The organism is Pantoea sp. 18069, from assembly GCF_902706035.1.
Taxonomy (GTDB): domain Bacteria; phylum Pseudomonadota; class Gammaproteobacteria; order Burkholderiales; family Burkholderiaceae_C; genus Comamonas.
The window spans coordinates 19,332-36,325 of sequence record NZ_CACSJA010000013.1 but is presented as its reverse complement, the minus strand read 5'-3'; the positions used below and the strand labels follow the sequence as shown (position 1 = coordinate 36,325).

General features: G+C 66.6%; 15 protein-coding genes. 5 read left to right on the top strand and 10 right to left on the bottom strand.

Going from position 1 to position 16,994, the window contains the following annotated elements; all coding sequences use genetic code 11:
• Window positions 1–21 precede the first annotated feature (21 nt).
• Window positions 22–450 carry an Hsp20/alpha crystallin family protein gene (locus GVL12_RS12185; RefSeq protein ID WP_159914280.1) on the top strand — a complete coding sequence of 143 codons (429 nt, stop codon included), beginning with the start codon at window positions 22–24 and terminating at the stop codon, window positions 448–450.
• A 6-nt stretch (window positions 451–456) separates the two neighbouring features.
• Here the strand turns inward: GVL12_RS12185 and GVL12_RS12180 are convergent, their stop codons facing one another.
• The 4 genes from GVL12_RS12180 to GVL12_RS12165 all read right to left on the bottom strand — a co-directional run bounded on the left by GVL12_RS12180 (window position 457) and on the right by GVL12_RS12165 (window position 4,503).
• Window positions 457–1,194 (bottom strand): ABC transporter ATP-binding protein, encoded by a 738-nt coding sequence (locus GVL12_RS12180; RefSeq protein ID WP_159914278.1) that lies wholly within the window; start codon window positions 1,192–1,194, stop codon window positions 457–459.
• A gap of 13 nt (window positions 1,195–1,207) precedes the next feature.
• On the bottom strand, window positions 1,208–2,236 hold the full coding sequence (miaA, locus tag GVL12_RS12175) for a tRNA (adenosine(37)-N6)-dimethylallyltransferase MiaA (RefSeq protein ID WP_159914276.1): 1,029 nt from the start codon (window positions 2,234–2,236) through the stop codon (window positions 1,208–1,210).
• Between the two features lie 73 nt (window positions 2,237–2,309).
• Complete coding sequence (locus GVL12_RS12170; protein ID WP_200843709.1) at window positions 2,310–3,545, bottom strand: multidrug effflux MFS transporter; 1,236 nt, start codon at window positions 3,543–3,545, stop codon at window positions 2,310–2,312.
• Between the two features lie 52 nt (window positions 3,546–3,597).
• Window positions 3,598–4,503 (bottom strand): alpha/beta hydrolase, encoded by a 906-nt coding sequence (locus GVL12_RS12165; RefSeq protein ID WP_200843708.1) that lies wholly within the window; start codon window positions 4,501–4,503, stop codon window positions 3,598–3,600.
• Between the two features lie 249 nt (window positions 4,504–4,752).
• Here GVL12_RS12165 and GVL12_RS12160 point away from each other — a divergent pair, with 249 nt between their 5' ends.
• On the top strand, window positions 4,753–6,264 hold the full coding sequence (locus tag GVL12_RS12160) for a PhoPQ-activated pathogenicity-related family protein (protein ID WP_159914274.1): 1,512 nt from the start codon (window positions 4,753–4,755) through the stop codon (window positions 6,262–6,264).
• 123 nt (window positions 6,265–6,387) lie between these two features.
• Complete coding sequence (locus GVL12_RS12155; protein WP_159914272.1) at window positions 6,388–7,257, top strand: methylglyoxal synthase; 870 nt, start codon at window positions 6,388–6,390, stop codon at window positions 7,255–7,257.
• Window positions 7,258–7,410: 153 nt separating this feature from the next.
• Here the strand turns inward: GVL12_RS12155 and GVL12_RS12150 are convergent, their stop codons facing one another.
• The 3 genes from GVL12_RS12150 to GVL12_RS12140 form a co-directional block, all read right to left on the bottom strand.
• Entirely contained in the window at window positions 7,411–9,015 is a 1,605-nt protein-coding gene (locus GVL12_RS12150; RefSeq protein WP_159914270.1) for a bifunctional 3-(3-hydroxy-phenyl)propionate/3-hydroxycinnamic acid hydroxylase, read from the bottom strand.
• Window positions 9,012–9,989, bottom strand: a complete 978-nt coding sequence (locus GVL12_RS12145; protein ID WP_159914268.1) for a VOC family protein — start codon at window positions 9,987–9,989, stop codon at window positions 9,012–9,014. The genes GVL12_RS12150 and GVL12_RS12145 overlap by 4 nt, the downstream gene beginning before the upstream one ends.
• A 91-nt stretch (window positions 9,990–10,080) precedes the next feature.
• Complete coding sequence (locus GVL12_RS12140; RefSeq protein ID WP_159914266.1) at window positions 10,081–10,920, bottom strand: fumarylacetoacetate hydrolase family protein; 840 nt, start codon at window positions 10,918–10,920, stop codon at window positions 10,081–10,083.
• Between the two features lie 253 nt (window positions 10,921–11,173).
• On the opposite strand from GVL12_RS12140, the gene GVL12_RS12135 reads away from it, so the two are divergent.
• Window positions 11,174–11,869 carry a TetR/AcrR family transcriptional regulator gene (locus tag GVL12_RS12135; protein ID WP_200843707.1) on the top strand — a complete coding sequence of 232 codons (696 nt, stop codon included), beginning with the start codon at window positions 11,174–11,176 and terminating at the stop codon, window positions 11,867–11,869.
• A 188-nt stretch (window positions 11,870–12,057) separates the two neighbouring features.
• On the opposite strand, the gene gdhA is transcribed toward GVL12_RS12135, so the two are convergent.
• The 3 genes from gdhA to GVL12_RS12120 form a co-directional block, all read right to left on the bottom strand.
• Entirely contained in the window at window positions 12,058–13,404 is a 1,347-nt protein-coding gene (gene gdhA / locus GVL12_RS12130) for an NADP-specific glutamate dehydrogenase (protein ID WP_159914262.1), read from the bottom strand.
• Window positions 13,405–13,669: 265 nt separating this feature from the next.
• Window positions 13,670–15,649: a DNA mismatch repair endonuclease MutL gene (mutL, locus tag GVL12_RS12125; RefSeq protein WP_159914260.1), complete on the bottom strand. Its 1,980-nt coding sequence runs from the start codon at window positions 15,647–15,649 to the stop codon at window positions 13,670–13,672.
• A gap of 90 nt (window positions 15,650–15,739) precedes the next feature.
• Window positions 15,740–15,982 (bottom strand): glycine zipper 2TM domain-containing protein, encoded by a 243-nt coding sequence (locus tag GVL12_RS12120; RefSeq protein WP_159914258.1) that lies wholly within the window; start codon window positions 15,980–15,982, stop codon window positions 15,740–15,742.
• A gap of 290 nt (window positions 15,983–16,272) precedes the next feature.
• On the opposite strand from GVL12_RS12120, the gene GVL12_RS12115 reads away from it, so the two are divergent.
• Window positions 16,273–16,950, top strand: coding sequence for a DedA family protein (locus tag GVL12_RS12115; protein WP_306770600.1), 678 nt, complete (start codon window positions 16,273–16,275; stop codon window positions 16,948–16,950).
• Window positions 16,951–16,994 lie beyond the last annotated feature (44 nt).

Below are 16,994 nucleotides of genomic sequence, written 5' to 3'. Positions count from 1 at the left end.
GTTTGGCAAAGGAGGAATGACATGAACGCATTGATCGGTCGTGGCGGTTTGCTCGACGAATTCTTCCGGGATGCGAACCCGGGTTTCTACATCCGTGCGCTGCATGGCGATCCGCTGCCGTCACCGTCGCAGATCAAGGTCGACGTCAAGGAAAACGAGGCGGCCTACACCGTGCACGCGGAAGTGCCGGGCGTGGCCAAGGAAGACATCCAGGTGGCTATCGACGGCAGTCTGGTCAGCCTGCGTGCCGAAGTCACGCAAAAGGACGAGCAGACCAAGGACGACAAGCTGCTGCGCAGCGAGCGTTTCTACGGCGCGGTGGAGCGCAGCTTCCAGTTGCCGCTGGAAATCGACGCGGCGCAGGCCAAGGCCCGTTATGACAACGGTGTGCTGACATTGACGCTGCCCAAGAAGCAGGGCACGCAGACCCGGCGCCTGACCATTGAATGAGGCGCCTCAGGCCGCGCCTATGCCGGCCGCGCCTATGCCGTCCGCGCCTATGCCGGCCGCGACTATGCCGTCCGCGCGCAACTGCAGCACGCGGTCGGCGCGCAGCGCGGCCTCGCGCGAATGGGTGGCCAGCACCAGCGCGGCGCCGGCTTCGCGCGCCTGGGCCGTGAGCAGGTCGAGGATGCGCGTGGCCGTGGCCGGATCGAGGTTGCCCGTGGGCTCGTCGGCGAGCAGCAGGCGCGGGCGGTGCACGAGGGCACGCGCGATCGCCACGCGCTGCAGTTGGCCGCCGCTGAGCTGCTGGGGCAGGCGTGTGCCCAGCCCGGCCAGGCCTACGGCGCCCAGCATGGCTTCGACACGCGCCAGCGCCTCCTTGTCCAGTCGCCCGCCGAGCAGCATCAGCGGCAGGCCCACGTTCTGCGCGACATCGAGATGGGGCAGCACATGGAAGGCCTGGAACACAAAGCCCAGGTGGGCGCGGCGCCAGACGGCGCGCTGGTCGTCGCCGAGCGCGCCCAGGTCGATGCCGTCGTGCGCGATGCGCCCTGCGTCCCAGTGGTCGAGTCCGGCCAGGCAGTTGAGCAGCGTCGACTTGCCCACGCCCGACTCGCCGACGATGGCCACGAACTCGCCGGGCGCGACGTCGAACGACACCGCGCTGAATACGCTTGCACCCGCATAGTGCTTGGCCAGGCCCCGGACGGAAATGGCCGCCGCGGTGGGAGGGTTGTGCGCGCAGTCCATGGTGGCAGCTGCTTCAGCCCTTGTGCGCGGCCAGATGATCGAGCACGGCTTGCACCAGCGTCGCCGTTGCATCGGGCGCATCGCAGGCAATCACCTGGCGCTGGGGCATGCTGCGCAGCCAGGTGATCTGGCGCTTGGCGAGCTGGCGCGTGGCGGCAATGCCTTTTTCGCGCAGCAGGTGCAGGTTGAGCGCGCTGCCGCGCCGTGTCTGCCAGTCCATTTCGTCCCAGACCTGGCGGTAGCCCACGCAGCGCATGGCCGGCAGATCGGCGTGCAGGTCGCCGCGCGCGCGCAGGCCCGCGACTTCGGCGACCAGGCCCGCATCGAGCATCGCGTCGAAGCGCTGGGCAATGCGCGCATGCAGCCAGCTGCGTTCATTCGGTTCGAGCGAGAACAGGGTGGTGGCCGGCGCGTTCGCGCCGGCCTGGTTCGCGCCGGCCTTGTCGGCGCTGGCCGCGCGCGCGCGGGTGTGGAAATGCGACAGCGGCTGGCCCGAAACCATGAAGACTTCAAGCGCGCGCTGGATGCGCTGGCTGTCGCCGGGCGCGAGCCGCGCCGCGGTCTCGGGGTCGACCTGGGCGAGTTCGGCATGCAGGCCATGCCAGCCGATGGCTGCCGCGCGCTCCTCAAGCCGGGCGCGGACTGCGGCGTCGGCCGCAGGCATGTCGTCTATGCCGTCGAACAAGGCCTTGAAGTAGAGCATGGTGCCGCCGACCAGCAACGCCAGCGCGCCGCGCGCGCGGATTTCGCCTATCAGGCGCTGCGTGTCCTGCACGAACTCGGCGGCGCTATAGGCCTGCAGCGGGTCACGGATATCGATCAGGTGGTGGGGCACGGCGGCCTGCTCGGCAGCCGTTGGCTTGGCCGTGCCGATGTCCATGCCGCGGTAGACCAGCGCCGAATCGACGCTGATGATTTCCACGGCCTGGCCGCGCGCGCCCAGCACGGCGGCGAGGGCCATCGCGCCCGCGGTCTTGCCCGAGGCGGTCGGGCCGGCGATGGCGATGCAGGGCAAAAGAGGGGAGGCGGTCATGTCGCTCATAGTCACAAAACAGCGGCCCGGCCGCAAGGGGCAGGGCCTGAAGGGTCGTCGGAAAGGCGGTGAAGCCGCGGTTTCAAAGGTGGCTGGTATGGCCCCAGCGGCGCACCAGCAGCCAGGCCGTGAGCGCGGTGCACGCGCCCCAGAAAGCCACGCCCGCAGACAGGGCCATGGTGCTGCCGTCGAGGTGCAGGCCCAGCCAGTGTCCCATGGCGAACGCGACCAGCATCATGCCAAAGCCGTTGACCGCGGACGCCGTTCCGGCCGACTGCGGAAAAGGGGAAATCGCATTGCTTTGCCCGCAGGGCATGTGCACGCCATGGGCCAGTTGAAACAGAAAAAAGGGCAGCGCATAGGCCCAGATGCTCTGCAGGCCGGCGAGGGCGGCGGTCAGCATCAACAGCCCTCCCAGCGCGCTCGCCAGGCCGGCCCAGGCCACGCAGCGCTGCACGCTCCAGTGGCGCAGCATGCGCCGGCACAGCACCGTGCCCGCGATGTAGAACAGCGCGTTGCAGCCCATCAGCAGGCCGTAATGGCTGCGCTCCATGCCCAGCACTTCGATATAGGTGAAGGATGACGCCGCGAGGTAGGTGAACAGGCCGGCGTAGCTGAAGATGGTCAGCAGGTTGTAGGCCTGGAACGTCGGATGGCGCACGATGCGGCCCCAGTTGCGCGCCAGCGCCAGCGGCTGCAGCGCCTGCGGGTTGCGCCGGGGCAAGGACTCCTGAAAGCGCAGCGCCGCGAACAGCAGCACGCCGGCGCCCATCAGGGCCTGGGCGAGCATGGTCGAGCGCCAGCCCAGCAGCTCCACCAGCAGGCTGCCGCTGATCGGTGCGAGAAAAGCGATCATGCCCAGGCCGCTGAGCGCGCGCGACATGGCCTGCGCGCCCTGCACCGGCCCATAGAGATCGCGCACCACGGCACGCGCGCACATCACGCAGGCGCCCAGCGCCGCACCCTGCAGCGCACGCCAGCCGATCAGCGCGGCCATGGAGTCGACCGTGGCGCAGCCGAGGGCACCTAGCACATAGCCGGTGATGCCGATCAGCAGCACCGGCCGCCGACCAAAGCGGTCGGACAGCGGCCCCCAGATCAACTGCGAGCAGCCGAAGGCCAGCAGCAGCCCGGTGAGCGTGAGCTGCACCTGGGCGACGGGCGCGGAAAAACCGGTTTGCAGCACGGGCAGCGCCGGCAGATACAGATCGCTGGCCAGGGGCTGCAGGCCGAGCAGCAGGCCCAGCAACAGCACGACGAGCGCGGGCGACATCGTGGACCCGGAGACGGGCGCGGAAGTGGGCGGGGACACGGGCATAGGCGGCGAGCGTAGCAGACGCCAGGGCGCGGCGCGCGCGCGCCGCCAGAACTCAGGGTGCGCTCGCCGCAGCGGGCAGGTCGAACAGCTCCTGCAGCGCCACGCGGTACTGGGGCAGGCCGATCGCGTTGGTGTTGTGGTGGCTGCCGCCTTCGATCAGCACCCAGCGCTTGGGCGACTGCGCGGCCGCATAGAGCTGCTTGCCCAGTGCCGAGGGAATCAGCCGGTCGCTGCTGCCATGAACCACCAGCAGCGGCGAGCCTATGCGCGCCACGCGCTCCTGCGAATCAAACGTCTGGGTGATGAACGGGCCCACGGGCAGCCAGCCCCAGCGCATGCTGCCGATCACATCGGTCATGCGGCTGAACGTGCCTTCGACCAGCGTGCCGCGCTCGTCATCGACTTCGCTGGCCAGCGCGATCGCGATCGCACCGCCCAGCGAGTGGCCGAACAGATAACGGTCCTTGCGCGGATGCTGGCCCGCAAGCCAGTCCCAGGCCGCGCGCGCGTCCTCGATCGCGAGTTGTTCCGACGGCAGCCCGGCGCTGCTCTGGCCAAAGCCGCGGTAGTCGATGGCCAGCACCGAAAAGCCCAGCGACTGCATGCGGCGAATGCGCTGCGACGAGCCCGCGACGTTCCAGCGCGCGCCGTGCAGGTACAGCAGCACGGGAGCATCGGCTTGGTTTGCCGGCAGCCACAGCGCGTGCAGGCGCACGGCTTCGCCGCTCAGCCGCGAATCGAAAGCTATCCAGATATCTTCCATGCCCGACATGTCGGCGTTCTGCCAGCTGCGCTGGCTGGGCTGGAAGATCCATTCGCGCTGCTTGGCGTCGAGCAGCGCGCAGCCGCTCGTCGCCAGCAGGGTGCAGCAGACGGCGGCAAGAACAAGGCGGGCAGGGCGCATGGGATGGTTGAGGTTGAACGTGGCGCAGGCATTCAAGGATATGCGCTTGTTCATTGACCGACCTGAGCACGGGATTCGGCACCCGCCTGGCCCACGGGCACCAGTGGCCCAGCGGAATGCGTGGTTTGATTTATTTAAATCATCTATTTTTATATTCAATAGTTTTATTCATTGTTGGTGCAATGTTGCGCGGCCTGTTACTCACCGTACTGGCGCCCGGCGGCGCTGGGCAGGCACAGGGCGGCTTCAAGCGCTCGTGGCACGCAAGCCCGTCCTCTTGATGATTCAACGAAAGTGCCTGGCATGGTTTTGTATCGGTTGGTTTCCTCCTTCTGCCTGGGCCTGTGCCTGCTGGCCTCTGGCGGCTGTGCGGTCAGGGAGCACGGGATTTCTGCGCAGAGCTGCCTGGCGGCCCGCGCCGGCGACTTCGGCGCGGTGCTGGACTGCTACACGCGCGAACACGCCGCCCAGCCCCTGCAGTACACGCCATTGCCTTCGCGGCATTTCGCGGGTGTCGAGCAGCGCCGGTTCTCGCTGCAGTCGCAGAACTGGTCGCCCCAGGGCATGGTGCAGCCCGGCCCATGGCGGCATGGCGTGGAGATCTATATTCCGGACAACGCCGTGGAGGGCAAGGCACTGCTGGTCGTCAACAACGGCACCAACATTCCTGGGCCCGATGGCAAGGTGTCTGCCGCCGCGGATCTGACCGAGGAACAGATCCTGGCCATCGTACGCAAGACCCGCACCATCGCGGTGTCCGTCAGCGATGTGCCCAATCAATACCTTCACTTCACCGATGACCCGTTGCCGCGCCGGGAGGACGGCATCGTCGCGCGCAGTTGGGCGATGTTTCTGCGGGACCCGGAAAAGCACGCGTTCACGCCACTGCATATTCCCATGATGCAGGCCGTGGTCAAGACCATGGATCTGGCCGAACAGGAGTTGCAGCCGTGGAAGGTCCGGCAATTCCTTGCGACCGGCGCCTCCAAGCGCGCCTGGGCGCTCTGGCTGGCCACCATTGCCGACCGGCGCATCAGCGCCATCGTGCCCTTGGTGCTCGACTTCATGAACATGCGCACCCTGTTCGCGCACATCCACCAGACCTATGGCGGCAGCTGGCCGCTGGCCCTGCGCGACTATCACCGCGAAGGCATCATGGCGCAGTTCCAGTCCGAGGCATTCGAGAAGCTCGAACGCATCATGGACCCGTTGCGCTATCTGGACAGTCCGCAGGCGGCGCGGCTGGCGGTGCCGAAATACTTCGTCAACGCCGGCAACGACGAGTTCTTCCTGCCCGACAACAGCCGGTTCTACTTTGACCAGTTGCCGGGCGCTAATACCTTGCGCCTGCTCCCCAACGCCGGGCATGGGGGCGTCAGGATGGTGGTCGAGGATGTTCTGACGGGCGCCATTCTCCGCTGGCAGGCGGGCACGCCCTGGCCGCAGGTTGCGTCGCAGCTCAGGCAAGTCGACGGCAGCAGCATCCTGTCGCTGCAGCTTTCGGAAAACCCGGTCAAGCTGACCCAGTGGACCGCGGTCAATCCGCAGGCGCGCGATTTCCGCCTTCCCTGCGGGGCCCGGTATGTCGCGCGCGACATACCGCTGAACGGCGCCGGCGCTGTCCAGTTGCCGCTGGATACGCCGGCGCAGGGCTGGTCCGCGGGCTTCGTCGAGGCCACCTTCGCGGATGGGCTGGTCGCCACGACACAGGCGTATGTGCTGCCCGACGTCTATCCGCAGCAGCGGCTGCCGCAGCAGCGGCCACCGCAGACATCGGCCGGTTGCAGCACACTCGGCGATCCGCTGGCGCGCTGAAATCGGCAGCGCGGGATCTGGGCAGAGGGTTCCTGGTCTTGTTTCGCGGATATGCTTGGGGCCATCCGCCGACCCGGATCGGGGTCGCGGTAGGCTTCATGCGATTTTTTCCGAGAGAGATCTATGCGCTTGGGTTTAGCTGCCAACCGTCTTCATCATCAGGCCGACGACGCGGCCTTGTTTTCCTGGCTGCGCGCCTGCGAGTCCGGCATACGCGAACTCCAGCTCGGCCTGCACGCCGTGGGGCGCACCTACGATGCGATCCAGGCCGCGGGCATGCTGCACGCGTATGCGGGCATACGCCGCTATCCCTATGGCCGTGAAGGCGGGCTGATGAAGCTGGTCGCCGAAGTCGTGGGCCTGGAGGAAGACGAACGCCGGCTCGACGGCGCGATCTATTTCATCGACCCGGTCGACCCTTCGTCGATCTTTCCCGAAGCGCTGGCCTTGAAGCGCCAGTGCGTGATCCATGGCAAGCCTTTCCTGTCGACCGTGGCGTCGGCGCGCGACTGGATAGAAGTCGAACGCCTGCACCGCGGCTTCGCGCCCGATGCCGGCGCCCAGCGCTTTTACGCGCTCGAGTCGCAGACGCTGGCGCTGATCGCCCACGATGCGCTCAAGCCCGCGATGCTCGACTTTGCCGAGCGCAATTTCGCGCTGCTGTCGCGCTTTGCGCGCCGCGTGGGCACGGGCACCACGGGCCAGAAGCTCAACGAAATGGCCTGGAGCAAGGGCTGGCCCGCGGACCGACCCTGGGTCGACCGCTACCAGAGCGGCCCGCTGGGCGGCGATGCGCAGATCGCCGACCTGGTGCTCGAGCGGCGCTGCCAGCGCGTGATCTTCTTCGAAGACCCGCATGTGGCGCGCCAGCACGAAGCCGACATCCAGCTGCTCGAGCGCGCCGTGACCACGGCCACGCACGAGACGGTGTGCATGACCACGCCCCAGGTCGCGCAGCGCTGGTGCGATGCGGCGGCGCTGCGCGGCAGGTAACGCCGTTTCAGCCAGCGCGCGGGCAGCGGCCGCTGCCCGGCGAGCATCCGCTCGGTCCCGGTCCCGGCCCGGCCTCGAACCACCAGGCGCGCAGGGGTGGACACGAGGCTTTCTAACTGCCGGTCAAGACGTCAAGACGGCATGGCTGGCCGCTTATCCTGCGGCATCCAGCTGCACGCCGTGGCGCTGCAGGTCCGCGGCAAGATCGTCGACCAGCGCGTTGACTTCAGCGGCGTTGCCGACCGCGCCATACAGATAGAAGTCCGGCCTCACCAGCATGGTGTCTATGCCGTGCTGCGCCATGTACGGGAGCAGCTTGTCGTCAAGATCGACCAGGACGCCCGGGCCTGATTCGGCACCGCGCGCAGCAATGTGCACGCGCTGCGCGCCGAGCTTGTCGAGGAAGGCACGCTGCTTCGCGCCCAGCGTCGCCTCGGCGGCGGCGCCACGCGAGACCAGCATGAAGCCCAGGCCGACCAGGTCGTCGAAACGTCCCTCGCGGTCGCCGGACAGCACCCGGCCATGCGGGCTGAGCAGTCCGGCCGGCGCCTGCACCGCACCGTCGGCACCGCGGCGCAGAATGCCGTCGGTCAGGCAGGGGAAGGCCGGAGGCGGCGGCGCATCGCCGCCAAAGAATGCCTGGTCGCGCTCCGCCGCCTTGGCGGCATCCGGGATGCAGATGATCTTGCCGAGATACATGGACAGATCGATGACGTCGCTCACATGGGGGCGGCGCTCCGGCTGGTAGGTGTCGAGCAGGCGATCGTCGGCCTTGCCATCCAGCACCAGGTTCAGTTTCCACGCCAGGTTCCAGTCGTCTCTCAAACCGGCGCACATGCCCTGCCCCATGAAGGGCGGCATCACGTGCGCTGCGTCGCCGGCGATCAGCATGCGCCCCTTGCGCCAGGTGTCGGCAAGCAGCGAACGGAAGGTGTACACCTTGTGCCGCACGATGCTCGCCTGGTCCGGCTTGACCCAGGGTGCCAGTAGATCCCAGGCGACATGCTCGTGCTCGAGTTCCTCGCGGGTCTCGTGCGGCAGGCGCATGAACTCCCATCGCCGGAAATAGCGGCCGTCCTTGACGCCCGCCGGCACGATCGTCGTCGGGCGCGCCGGATTGCACCATTGCGCCGCGGGCGGAATGTCGAGCGTCATGCCCTCGTTGGGGAGCACGTCGATCACGAGCCAGTCGGCCTCGAATCCCCGGTCTTCCTGGGTAGAGCCGATCGCCTGGCGCACCAGGCTGTTCGCACCATCGGCGCCGATCAGGTACCTGGCGCGCACGGTGCGGCGTTCGCCGGTCTCGGGATCGTGCACCACCAGCTCCACGTAGTCCGGGGTCTGGGTCACCTCGATCGCTTCCCAGCCGAGGTTGACCTCGACATTCGGGCATGCCTGGACCGCGCCCTCGAACATCGCCTCGAGCGTGGGCTGATGGACGAAGTTGACTTCGGGGCCGCCGGAGATCGACTCCGATTCCCAGTCGATGGCCAGCAGTTCCTTCCAATCGGCATTGAACCAGCGGTACATGGGCCCCTTGTGGCTGACCGCGGGAAGGTCCCTGCCCATGCCAAGGGCCGACAGCACGCGGTACAGCTCGTGGTCTATGCAGACGGCCCGGGGGAGGGTGAAGCGCGCTTTCCAGCGTTCGAATACCGCCACGCTGCGCCCCTGGCGCGCCAGCGCGAGGGCCATGATTTCGCTGACCGGGCCGTAGCCGATCTGGACAACGTCGTAGAGGGGGATTTGCGCGCTCATGGTGTGTTCCTGGTGCCTGTGCGGGTCAATGATTCACAAAGTTCGTAGTTGAAGACGAAGTCCTGGGGCAACTCGGGGCCCCAGACATACAGAGAGTCCTCGCCGGGGTGGTCCGCCGCGGGCCACTCGCTCGCGGGCGAGACGAAGTCGATGTCGTAGGAGTACTCGGCATAACTGCCCCAGGGGTCCCGCACGTAGCGGAAATAGTTGGAGCCCAGTACATGCCGGCCAAGCCCCCATCCCTGCGGGTAGCCGGCCTGCACCATCTGCTGCGCGCCGATGCCGACGGCATCGAGCGACGGCACGCACCAGCTGCTGTGGTGCAGCCCCGGGCCGTCGGACTTCGCCAGCGCGATGAGATGGTGGTCGCTGCCGTGCGGGCTGTGCATGAAGGCGATCGCCGAGCCGCTCCTGTCGGAAAGCCGCAGGCCCAGCGCGTCTTCGTAGAAGCGGCGGGCGCTATCCACGTCGGCGCTGAACAGCAGGATGTGCGAGAGATAGAGGGGGCGCGTCGCCTGCGCCCTGCTGCGGCTCGGCGAGCGACCGGCGTTCGCACACTCCGGCGGGATTTCGCGCGCAGACGGCTGCGAGGGCGAGGATTTCTCGGCGATGCGCAACTGCACCGCCAGCCCGTCCGGGTCCTGGATCCAGAGACCCTCCGTGCCTGCGCCCGAAGGCGCAGCGATGCGTTGAATACCTTGCTGCGTCAGCCGGCGCTCGAAGCGCGGCAGGTCCTCTGCGTAGATCCCGAGGCTGAGCCAAAGCAGGCGCTTGGTATCGGCCTGGACGATGCGCGCCCAGCGGTGCGCATGGCCGAAGGTATGCAGGGCGAGCGCGCCGGCCTCATCCCGCACGTCCAGGCCGAAGCTGGTGTAAAAATGGCGCGCCTGTCCGAGGTCAGGCACGCTGAAGACGAATTCGTCCACGGAGTGCACAGCCAGCAGCGGCCCGTGTTCTTCCTGGTTCAGAGTCATTGTTATCTCCCTGTATGCGGGCAAGGCTGCGCCCGCGACCATGCGCTGCATGGCCTGGTCTCTCGTTGGGTCCGCGTCCGACCGCGCAGGCTCAGATCACTTGCTGGCGCTGTGTACCGAGCGGGCCGGCGCTGAGCGTCATGACATCGCCGCGGCGCAGGAAGACAGGATTCGGCTTGACGCCCAGGCCTACGCCTTCCGGTGTACCGGTGATCACCACATCGCCCGGCAAAAGGGTCATGAACTGGCTCAGGTACGAGACGATCTCGGCCACCGGGAAGATCATGTCGGCCGTATTGCTGCGCTGGCGGATCTCGCCGTTGACTGCCAGCTCAAGCGGGATCTTTTGCGGGTCCGGCAATTCGTCGCTGGTGACGAGCCAGGGACCGATAGGGCCGAAACCGTCGAAGCTCTTGCCCTTGCCCCATTGGCCGTTGCGTTTGATCTGCCAGTCCCGCTCGGAAACGTCGTTCGCCAGGCAGTAGCCCGCCACGTGCGAAAGCGCATCGGCGACCGCGACCTTCTTCGCCAGGGTGCCGATCACGAAGCCCAGTTCGATCTCCCAATCTCCCGCCTGCGAGCCTTCGGGCAACTCCACGTCGTCGTTCGGCCCCGCCAGCGAGGTCAGCGCCTTGGTGAAGACCACCGGCTCCTTGGGAATCTCAAGCCCCGATTCCGCCGCGTGCTTGCGGTAGTTGAGCCCGATCGCGACGAATTGCCGGGTGCCGGCGACCGGGGTGCCCAGCCGCGCGCCAGCGGGAACCAGGGGCATGCGGGACAGATCGATAGCCTTCAAGGCTTCGAGCTTTGCGGGCGCCATCCAGTCCGGCGTGAAGTCCGGCACGAGAAGGCAGAGGTCACGCGCCTGGCCGTCCGCGTCCAGCGCTCCAGGTTTTTCTGCCCCGACGGGGCCATGGCGTAGCAGCTTCATGCAATTTTCCCTTTGCGTTAAATTGGACTGTTTGTCTAAAATGAACTTTATCCGTTGTGACGAATTCGTCAAGATGACAAATGAATCAAAATGACAGGGATTTCCCTAGGAAACCTGGACGCAAACCTCGCGCGCTCGTGCGGCCAGGGGCCGCGGGAAACTGTGCAGAGGACCCCATTCGGGTCAGCCATCTCGTGTATGCTCGACGCCAATGGCAGAGATTGAGCATGGGCTGAAGGTAAAGGACCACCGCGTGAGGGTTGGCGCACAGCGCCGCGAGAAAACCCGTTTGCGTCTGCTCGAAAGCGCCTTGGCGGTATTCACCGAAAAAGGGGTGGATGTGGCCGTCATTGACGACTTCATCGCCGCGGCAGGCGTGTCGCGCGGCACCTTCTACAACCATTTCAAGACCACCAACGAGCTGCTGTTCGCGCTCGCCACCGCGATGAGCGACGAAGTCCTGCAGATCGTCGATCCCCTGGTGCTGCACCTGGACGATCCGGTCGAGCGCTTTGCGGCCGGCACCCGCCTCTATATGCAGATGGCCTTGCGCTATCCGGAATGGGGCCGCTTCATCACGCAGACCGGAACACGCATCGCGGCGCGCGGCCAACTGATAGACATCTATCTCACGCGCGATCTGGAGCTTGCCAAAAGCAGGAAGCGCCTGACGGTCGACAGTGTGCGTGTGGCGCGCGACATCGTGCTCGGCGCCATCTTCTATGGCATAGAGACGATGCTGACCGAGCCCACGCGGGCGAACCATGCGGAGCTCATCCTGCAAAGCGTGCTGGTCGGTTTCGGACTGACGCCGCAGGAAGCGGATCGCATTGCCTTCATGCCGCTAGAAATTCCGAGTGCGGTGAACGGGCCCATCTTCTCGGGCCTGAAGGCCAGCCCCGGAGCACTGCAGGCGAGCGGGAAGCCGCGGAAAAAAACAGCCGCCTAGCGCGGCTTCGCTCTCGGCGACTGCGGGAAACGCCCGAAGACAGGCTCAGGACGAACGCAAGACAAAGCAGGCTCTGCCGAAAGCTGGAAGGTCGCCGACGCGCCCCGTCGGGCCTTCAGCGATCTCAAGATTCGCTCTAATTGACTGGCGTTGCCCCTGGGCAGGGGCAGCGCAGCGAGCCAGCGTGTTTAGACCACGCCCTGGGCGATCATCGCGTCGGCGACCTTGACGAAGCCGGCGACGTTGGCGCCGTCGATATAGCTCACCGTGCCGTCGGCACGCTGGCCGTACTTCAGGCAGGCTGCATGGATGCCTTGCATGATCTGCAGCAGACGGGCGTCGACTTCCTCGGCAGGCCACGACAGGCGCGCCGAGTTCTGGCTCATTTCCAGGCCCGAGGTGGCGACGCCACCGGCGTTCGAGGCCTTGCCCGGCGCGTACAGCACGCCCGCGGCTTCGAAGGCCTTGGCGGCTTCGATCGTCGAGGGCATGTTCGCGCCTTCGGCCACGCACAGCACGCCGTTGGCAATCAGGGTCTTGGCATCGTCGAGGTGCAGTTCGTTTTGCGTCGCGCAAGGCAGCGCCACGTCGACCTTGATGCCCCAGGGCGTCTTGCCGGCGATGAATTCGACGCCCGCTACCTGCGCCGCGTAGTCGCTGACGCGGCCATAGCGGTGGTTCTTGACGTCCATCAGCAGCGCCAGCTTGGTGGTGTCAAAGCCGGCCGGGTCGTAGGCCGTTCCCGAGGAGTCGGAGACCGACACCACCTTGGCACCCAGGGCCATGGCCTTTTCGACAGCGTACTGGGCGACGTTGCCCGAGCCCGACACCGAGACCGTCAGGCCGTCGAACGACTTGCCGCGGGTCTTGAGCATTTCCTGGGCAAAGTAGACCGTGCCGTAGCCCGTGGCTTCGGGACGGATCAGCGAGCCGCCGAACGACAGGCCCTTGCCGGTGAACACGCAGGCCGCGCTGTTCGACAGCTTCTTGTACATGCCGGCCATGAAGCCGACTTCGCGGCCACCCACGCCGATGTCGCCTGCGGGCACATCGGTGTCGGGGCCCACATGGCGGAACAGCTCGGTGATGAACGCCTGGCAAAAGCGCATGACTTCGAGCGGGCTCTTGCCCTTGGGATCGAAGTCCGAGCCGCCCTTGCCGCCGCCCATGGGCAGCGTGGTCAGTGCGTTCTTGAAGGTCTGCTCGAACGCCAGGAACTTGAGCACCGACAGGTTGACCGAGGGGTGCAGACGCAGGCCGCCCTTGTAGGGACCGATGGCCATGCTGTGCTGGATGCGGTAGCCGCGGTTGACCTGGACCTGGCCCTTGTCGTCGATCCAGCTGACGCGGAACATGACGGTGCGCTCGGGTTCGACCAGGCGCTCGAGCAGGCCGTTTTCAGCGTACTTTGGGTGCTTCTCGATGAAGGGCCAGAGGCTTTCCATCACTTCGGTGACGGCTTGCAGAAACTCGGGTTGGCCGGGATTGCGCTGCGCCACTTGCTCAAGGAAATGGCCGACGGACTCGTACTTCATGGAGAGAACTTTCTGACTAAAAAACGGCTGCGTGAAAACGTGAAAAAAGATTATGCCAAAAATGTATGCCCTTATGCATCTTTTTGGGGAACTCTTGTGCATGACTGGTGCATGCAAGGGCGTTCTTGGTGCGCCCTAACGTGGTGAAGGCACTGTTTTGGGGCGTCTGCAGTTTCCACGCGCCCATGCGGCAGCGGCCGGACGGGCCGGCTGCAAAAGGCCGCGACAGCGGCACTTCGGTGGGGTGGGAGTGGGGCGCGCTGGCTCAGCGGCCGCGCAGGAACAGCGCGTCGAGTTCGCGCATCGACATCTGCCGCCAGGTGGGACGGCCATGGTTGCATTGGTCGGAGCGCTCGGTGACTTCCATCTGCCGCAGCAGGCCATTCATTTCGTCCAGCGTGAGCTTGCGGTTGGCGCGCACTGCGCCGTGGCAGGCCATGGTGGCGAGAATCTCATTGCGCGCGCGCTGCACCACGGTGCTGGCATCGTGCTCGCCGAGTTCACCGAGTACGCTGCGCGCGAGTTCGACCGCATTGCCCTGCGCCAGCGATGCGGGCACGGCGCGCACGGCCAGGGTCTTGGGCGAGAACGGTGAAATTTCCAGGCCCAGCTGGGCCAGGGTTTCGGCATGGGCTTCGGCGGTCGCGACTTCCTGCATGGTGGCCGCAAACGTCGCGGGAATCAGCAGCGGCTGGCTGGGAATGCGTTCCTGGTCGGTCATCGACGTCTTGAGCCGCTCGTAGACGATGCGCTCGTGGGCCGCATGCATGTCGACCAGCACCAGTCCCTGCGCGTTCTCGGCAAGGATATAGACACCATGGATCTGGGCCACGGCCCGGCCCAGCGGCCAGTGGGGCGTGCTATCGGCAGCGCTCTGTGCGGCATGGGCGCTGGCGGCGGCGGCGTCCGCTGCGGCCGCCGGGGCTGCAATGTCGGCGGCCGGCGCTGGCGCTGCCGGTGTGGCGTCGATGACCGGCAGCGGCGCGGCCGTGGGCAGCTCGGCGGGCGCTGCACGCATAGGCGCCCAGAGCGCGCCCATGTCGCTCACGCGCTGGCCCGGCAGGCTGTGGCCGAAAGGCATATGGGTCTGCTGCGGGCGCGGTGCAAGGCTGAAGGCCGGGGCGGCCGCGGGCGGCACGGCGGCGTCAAGGCCAACGCTGGCACCCGTGGCCTGGGCAGCGGCGGCTGCGTCCGCCGCTGCCTGGGCGCGCGGCACGGCGAGCGCGTCCTCGATTGCGTGCTTCACGGCCTGGTGGACTTCTCGGCTGTCGCGAAAGCGCACTTCGATCTTGGTCGGGTGGACATTGACGTCGATGCGCGCGGGGTCGATGGTGATGTAGAGCGCGTAGATCGGCTGCTTCTGGCCATGCAGCACGTCTTCGTACGCGCTGCGCGCGGCGTGCGTGATCACCTTGTCGCGCACGAAACGGCCGTTGACATAGCAGTACTGGTGGTCGGGCCGCGAGCGCGCGGCGTCGGGCACGCCCGCGCGGCCGGTCACGCCGATCGAGCCGCTTTGGCGGCCCACGGCGACCGACTGGGCGACAAAGTCCTCGCCGAGCACATCGGCCAGGCGGCGCGCGAGCGCTTCCTCGGGGTCGGCGACGGTGACCGCGCGCCACTGTTCGACCAGCTTGCCTTCGTGCCAGATCGCAAAGCCGACTTCGGGGCGCGCGAGCGCATGGCGGCGCACGGCCTCGACGCAATGCGCGAGCTCGGTGGCGTCGGTCTTGAGAAACTTGCGGCGCGCGGGCGTAGAGAAGAACAGCTCCTTGATCTCGACGCTGGTGCCCTGGTTGCGCGCCGCGGGGCGCAGCTCGCCGCTGCGCGCATCGAGCAGGTAGGCGCTGTCCTGGCCCACGGGGCGCGACAGGATGGACGCTTCGGAAACCGAGGCGATCGCGGCCAGCGCTTCGCCGCGAAAGCCCATCGTCACCACGGTTTCGAGGTCGTGCAGATCGGCGATCTTGCTGGTCGCATGGCGGCGCAGCGCCACGGGCAATTCCTCGCGCGGAATGCCTGCGCCATCGTCTTCGACGGTGATCAGCCGCACGCCGCCCGCGAGCAGGCGCACGGTGATCTGCGTGGCACCCGCGTCGAGCGCGTTGTCGACCAGTTCGCGCACCACCGAAGCGGGGCGCTCCACGACTTCACCGGCCGCGATCTGGCTGATGAGTTCATCGGGCAGGTCGCGAATCGGGCGACGGGAGGGGGTGTCTGTGGAGGAGGGGGTAGAGACGTTCACCCAACGGATTCTAGGGGGTTGGCGCTGCCGCCGGCCATCAGGCGGCCCGCGTAGGGAGGCCCGCTCAGGGCGTGAGCCGCTCAGGGGGCTTTAACGACGGCGGCCGCGCCCGCTGTCCTTGCCGAGTTCATTGCCGATCAAGGCACCTGCGGCCGCGCCGCCGACCGTGCCCAGCGTCGTGCCGAACAGCGCGCTGCCTGCCACACCGCCGACCACGGCGCCCGCGCCTGTGCCGATCTGCGAACGGCTGGGGTGGTGGGCACAACCTGCCAAAGCGAAGACAGCCAGGGCAGTCAGGCCGGCGCAGGTGATTTTTTTCAGTGGATGTGTCATGGAATGATTCCTGTAATTCTGTGGAAGTGGATGTGCCGCATGCACCATGGACTCGACTGTGCCAGCCGTTTGTAAAGCCCATGGGCTCGATGGGGCCCTAATTTGCAAATAAGCGTAGGACTGCGCTGCAGATGTAACTCCTGTCAGCGCAATGCGGTCAACGCGCGCCGCTGCCGCTGCCTTTGCCCCCAAAAATGGCACATGACCGTGCCAGGCCCCTGTTTGCTGGCGCTACAGTGTCATGTCCGCTGGCGCTGGCCGGCTGCTTCCTGGTTTTTGAAAGCACTGTCTTGGAAATTTTCTCGTTTTTGATCGACGCGGCTGCGTTCCTGATGGATTTCATCCTGAACATCGACAAGCACCTCGAAGCCTTCGTCGTGGCCTATGGGCCCTGGGTGTATGCGCTGATATTTGCCATCGTGTTTGTCGAGACCGGCGTGGTGGTCATGCCGTTCCTGCCCGGCGACTCCCTGCTGTTCATCGTCGGCGCGCTGTGCGGCATCGGTCTGATGGACTATCCGCTGGCCTGCGGCGTGCTGCTGGTCGCGGCCATTCTGGGCGACCAGTGCAATTACCACATCGGGCGGGCGCTGGGGCCGAAAGTGTTCCAGTGGGAAAATTCGCGCTGGTTCAACCGCAAGGCCTTTGACCAGGCCCATGCGTTCTACGAACGCTACGGCGGCATCACCATCGTGCTCGCGCGCTTCATGCCCTTCATTCGCACGTTCGCGCCCTTCGTGGCCGGCGTCGCGCAGATGGATCGCCGCAAGTTCTCGGCCTTCAACGTCGGCGGTGCGCTGCTGTGGGTAGGCAGCCTGGTGACGGCCGGCTACCTGTTCGGCAACCTGCCCTGGGTGCGTGAGAACCTCGAGAAAATCATCTGGGCGCTGATCCTGGTGCCGGGCTTGCTGGCCATTTTTGGCGCCTGGCGTGCGGGGCGCAAGGAGAAGGCGCAGGCCTCGGTCTGAACGGCGCAACCTGTTTTGCGCCCAAAAAAAGCCAGCGACTGCTG

Bases quoted from the DNA above. Each gene is read 5' to 3' on its own strand.
- GVL12_RS12170 (WP_200843709.1), bottom strand. From the start codon at position 3,545: ATGCCCGTGTCCCCGCCCACTTCCGCGCCCGTCTCCGGGTCCACGATG.
- GVL12_RS12165 (WP_200843708.1), bottom strand. From the start codon at position 4,503: ATGAACAAGCGCATATCCTTGAATGCCTGCGCCACGTTCAACCTCAAC.
- GVL12_RS12155 (WP_159914272.1), top strand. From the start codon at position 6,388: ATGCGCTTGGGTTTAGCTGCCAACCGTCTTCATCATCAGGCCGACGAC.
- miaA (WP_159914276.1), bottom strand. From the start codon at position 2,236: ATGAGCGACATGACCGCCTCCCCTCTTTTGCCCTGCATCGCCATCGCC.
- gdhA (WP_159914262.1), bottom strand. From the start codon at position 13,404: ATGAAGTACGAGTCCGTCGGCCATTTCCTTGAGCAAGTGGCGCAGCGC.
- GVL12_RS12150 (WP_159914270.1), bottom strand. From the start codon at position 9,015: ATGAGCGCGCAAATCCCCCTCTACGACGTTGTCCAGATCGGCTACGGC.
- GVL12_RS12120 (WP_159914258.1), bottom strand. From the start codon at position 15,982: ATGACACATCCACTGAAAAAAATCACCTGCGCCGGCCTGACTGCCCTG.
- GVL12_RS12145 (WP_159914268.1), bottom strand. From the start codon at position 9,989: ATGACTCTGAACCAGGAAGAACACGGGCCGCTGCTGGCTGTGCACTCC.
- GVL12_RS12180 (WP_159914278.1), bottom strand. From the start codon at position 1,194: ATGGACTGCGCGCACAACCCTCCCACCGCGGCGGCCATTTCCGTCCGG.
- GVL12_RS12160 (WP_159914274.1), top strand. From the start codon at position 4,753: ATGGTTTTGTATCGGTTGGTTTCCTCCTTCTGCCTGGGCCTGTGCCTG.
- GVL12_RS12185 (WP_159914280.1), top strand. From the start codon at position 22: ATGAACGCATTGATCGGTCGTGGCGGTTTGCTCGACGAATTCTTCCGG.
- GVL12_RS12140 (WP_159914266.1), bottom strand. From the start codon at position 10,920: ATGAAGCTGCTACGCCATGGCCCCGTCGGGGCAGAAAAACCTGGAGCG.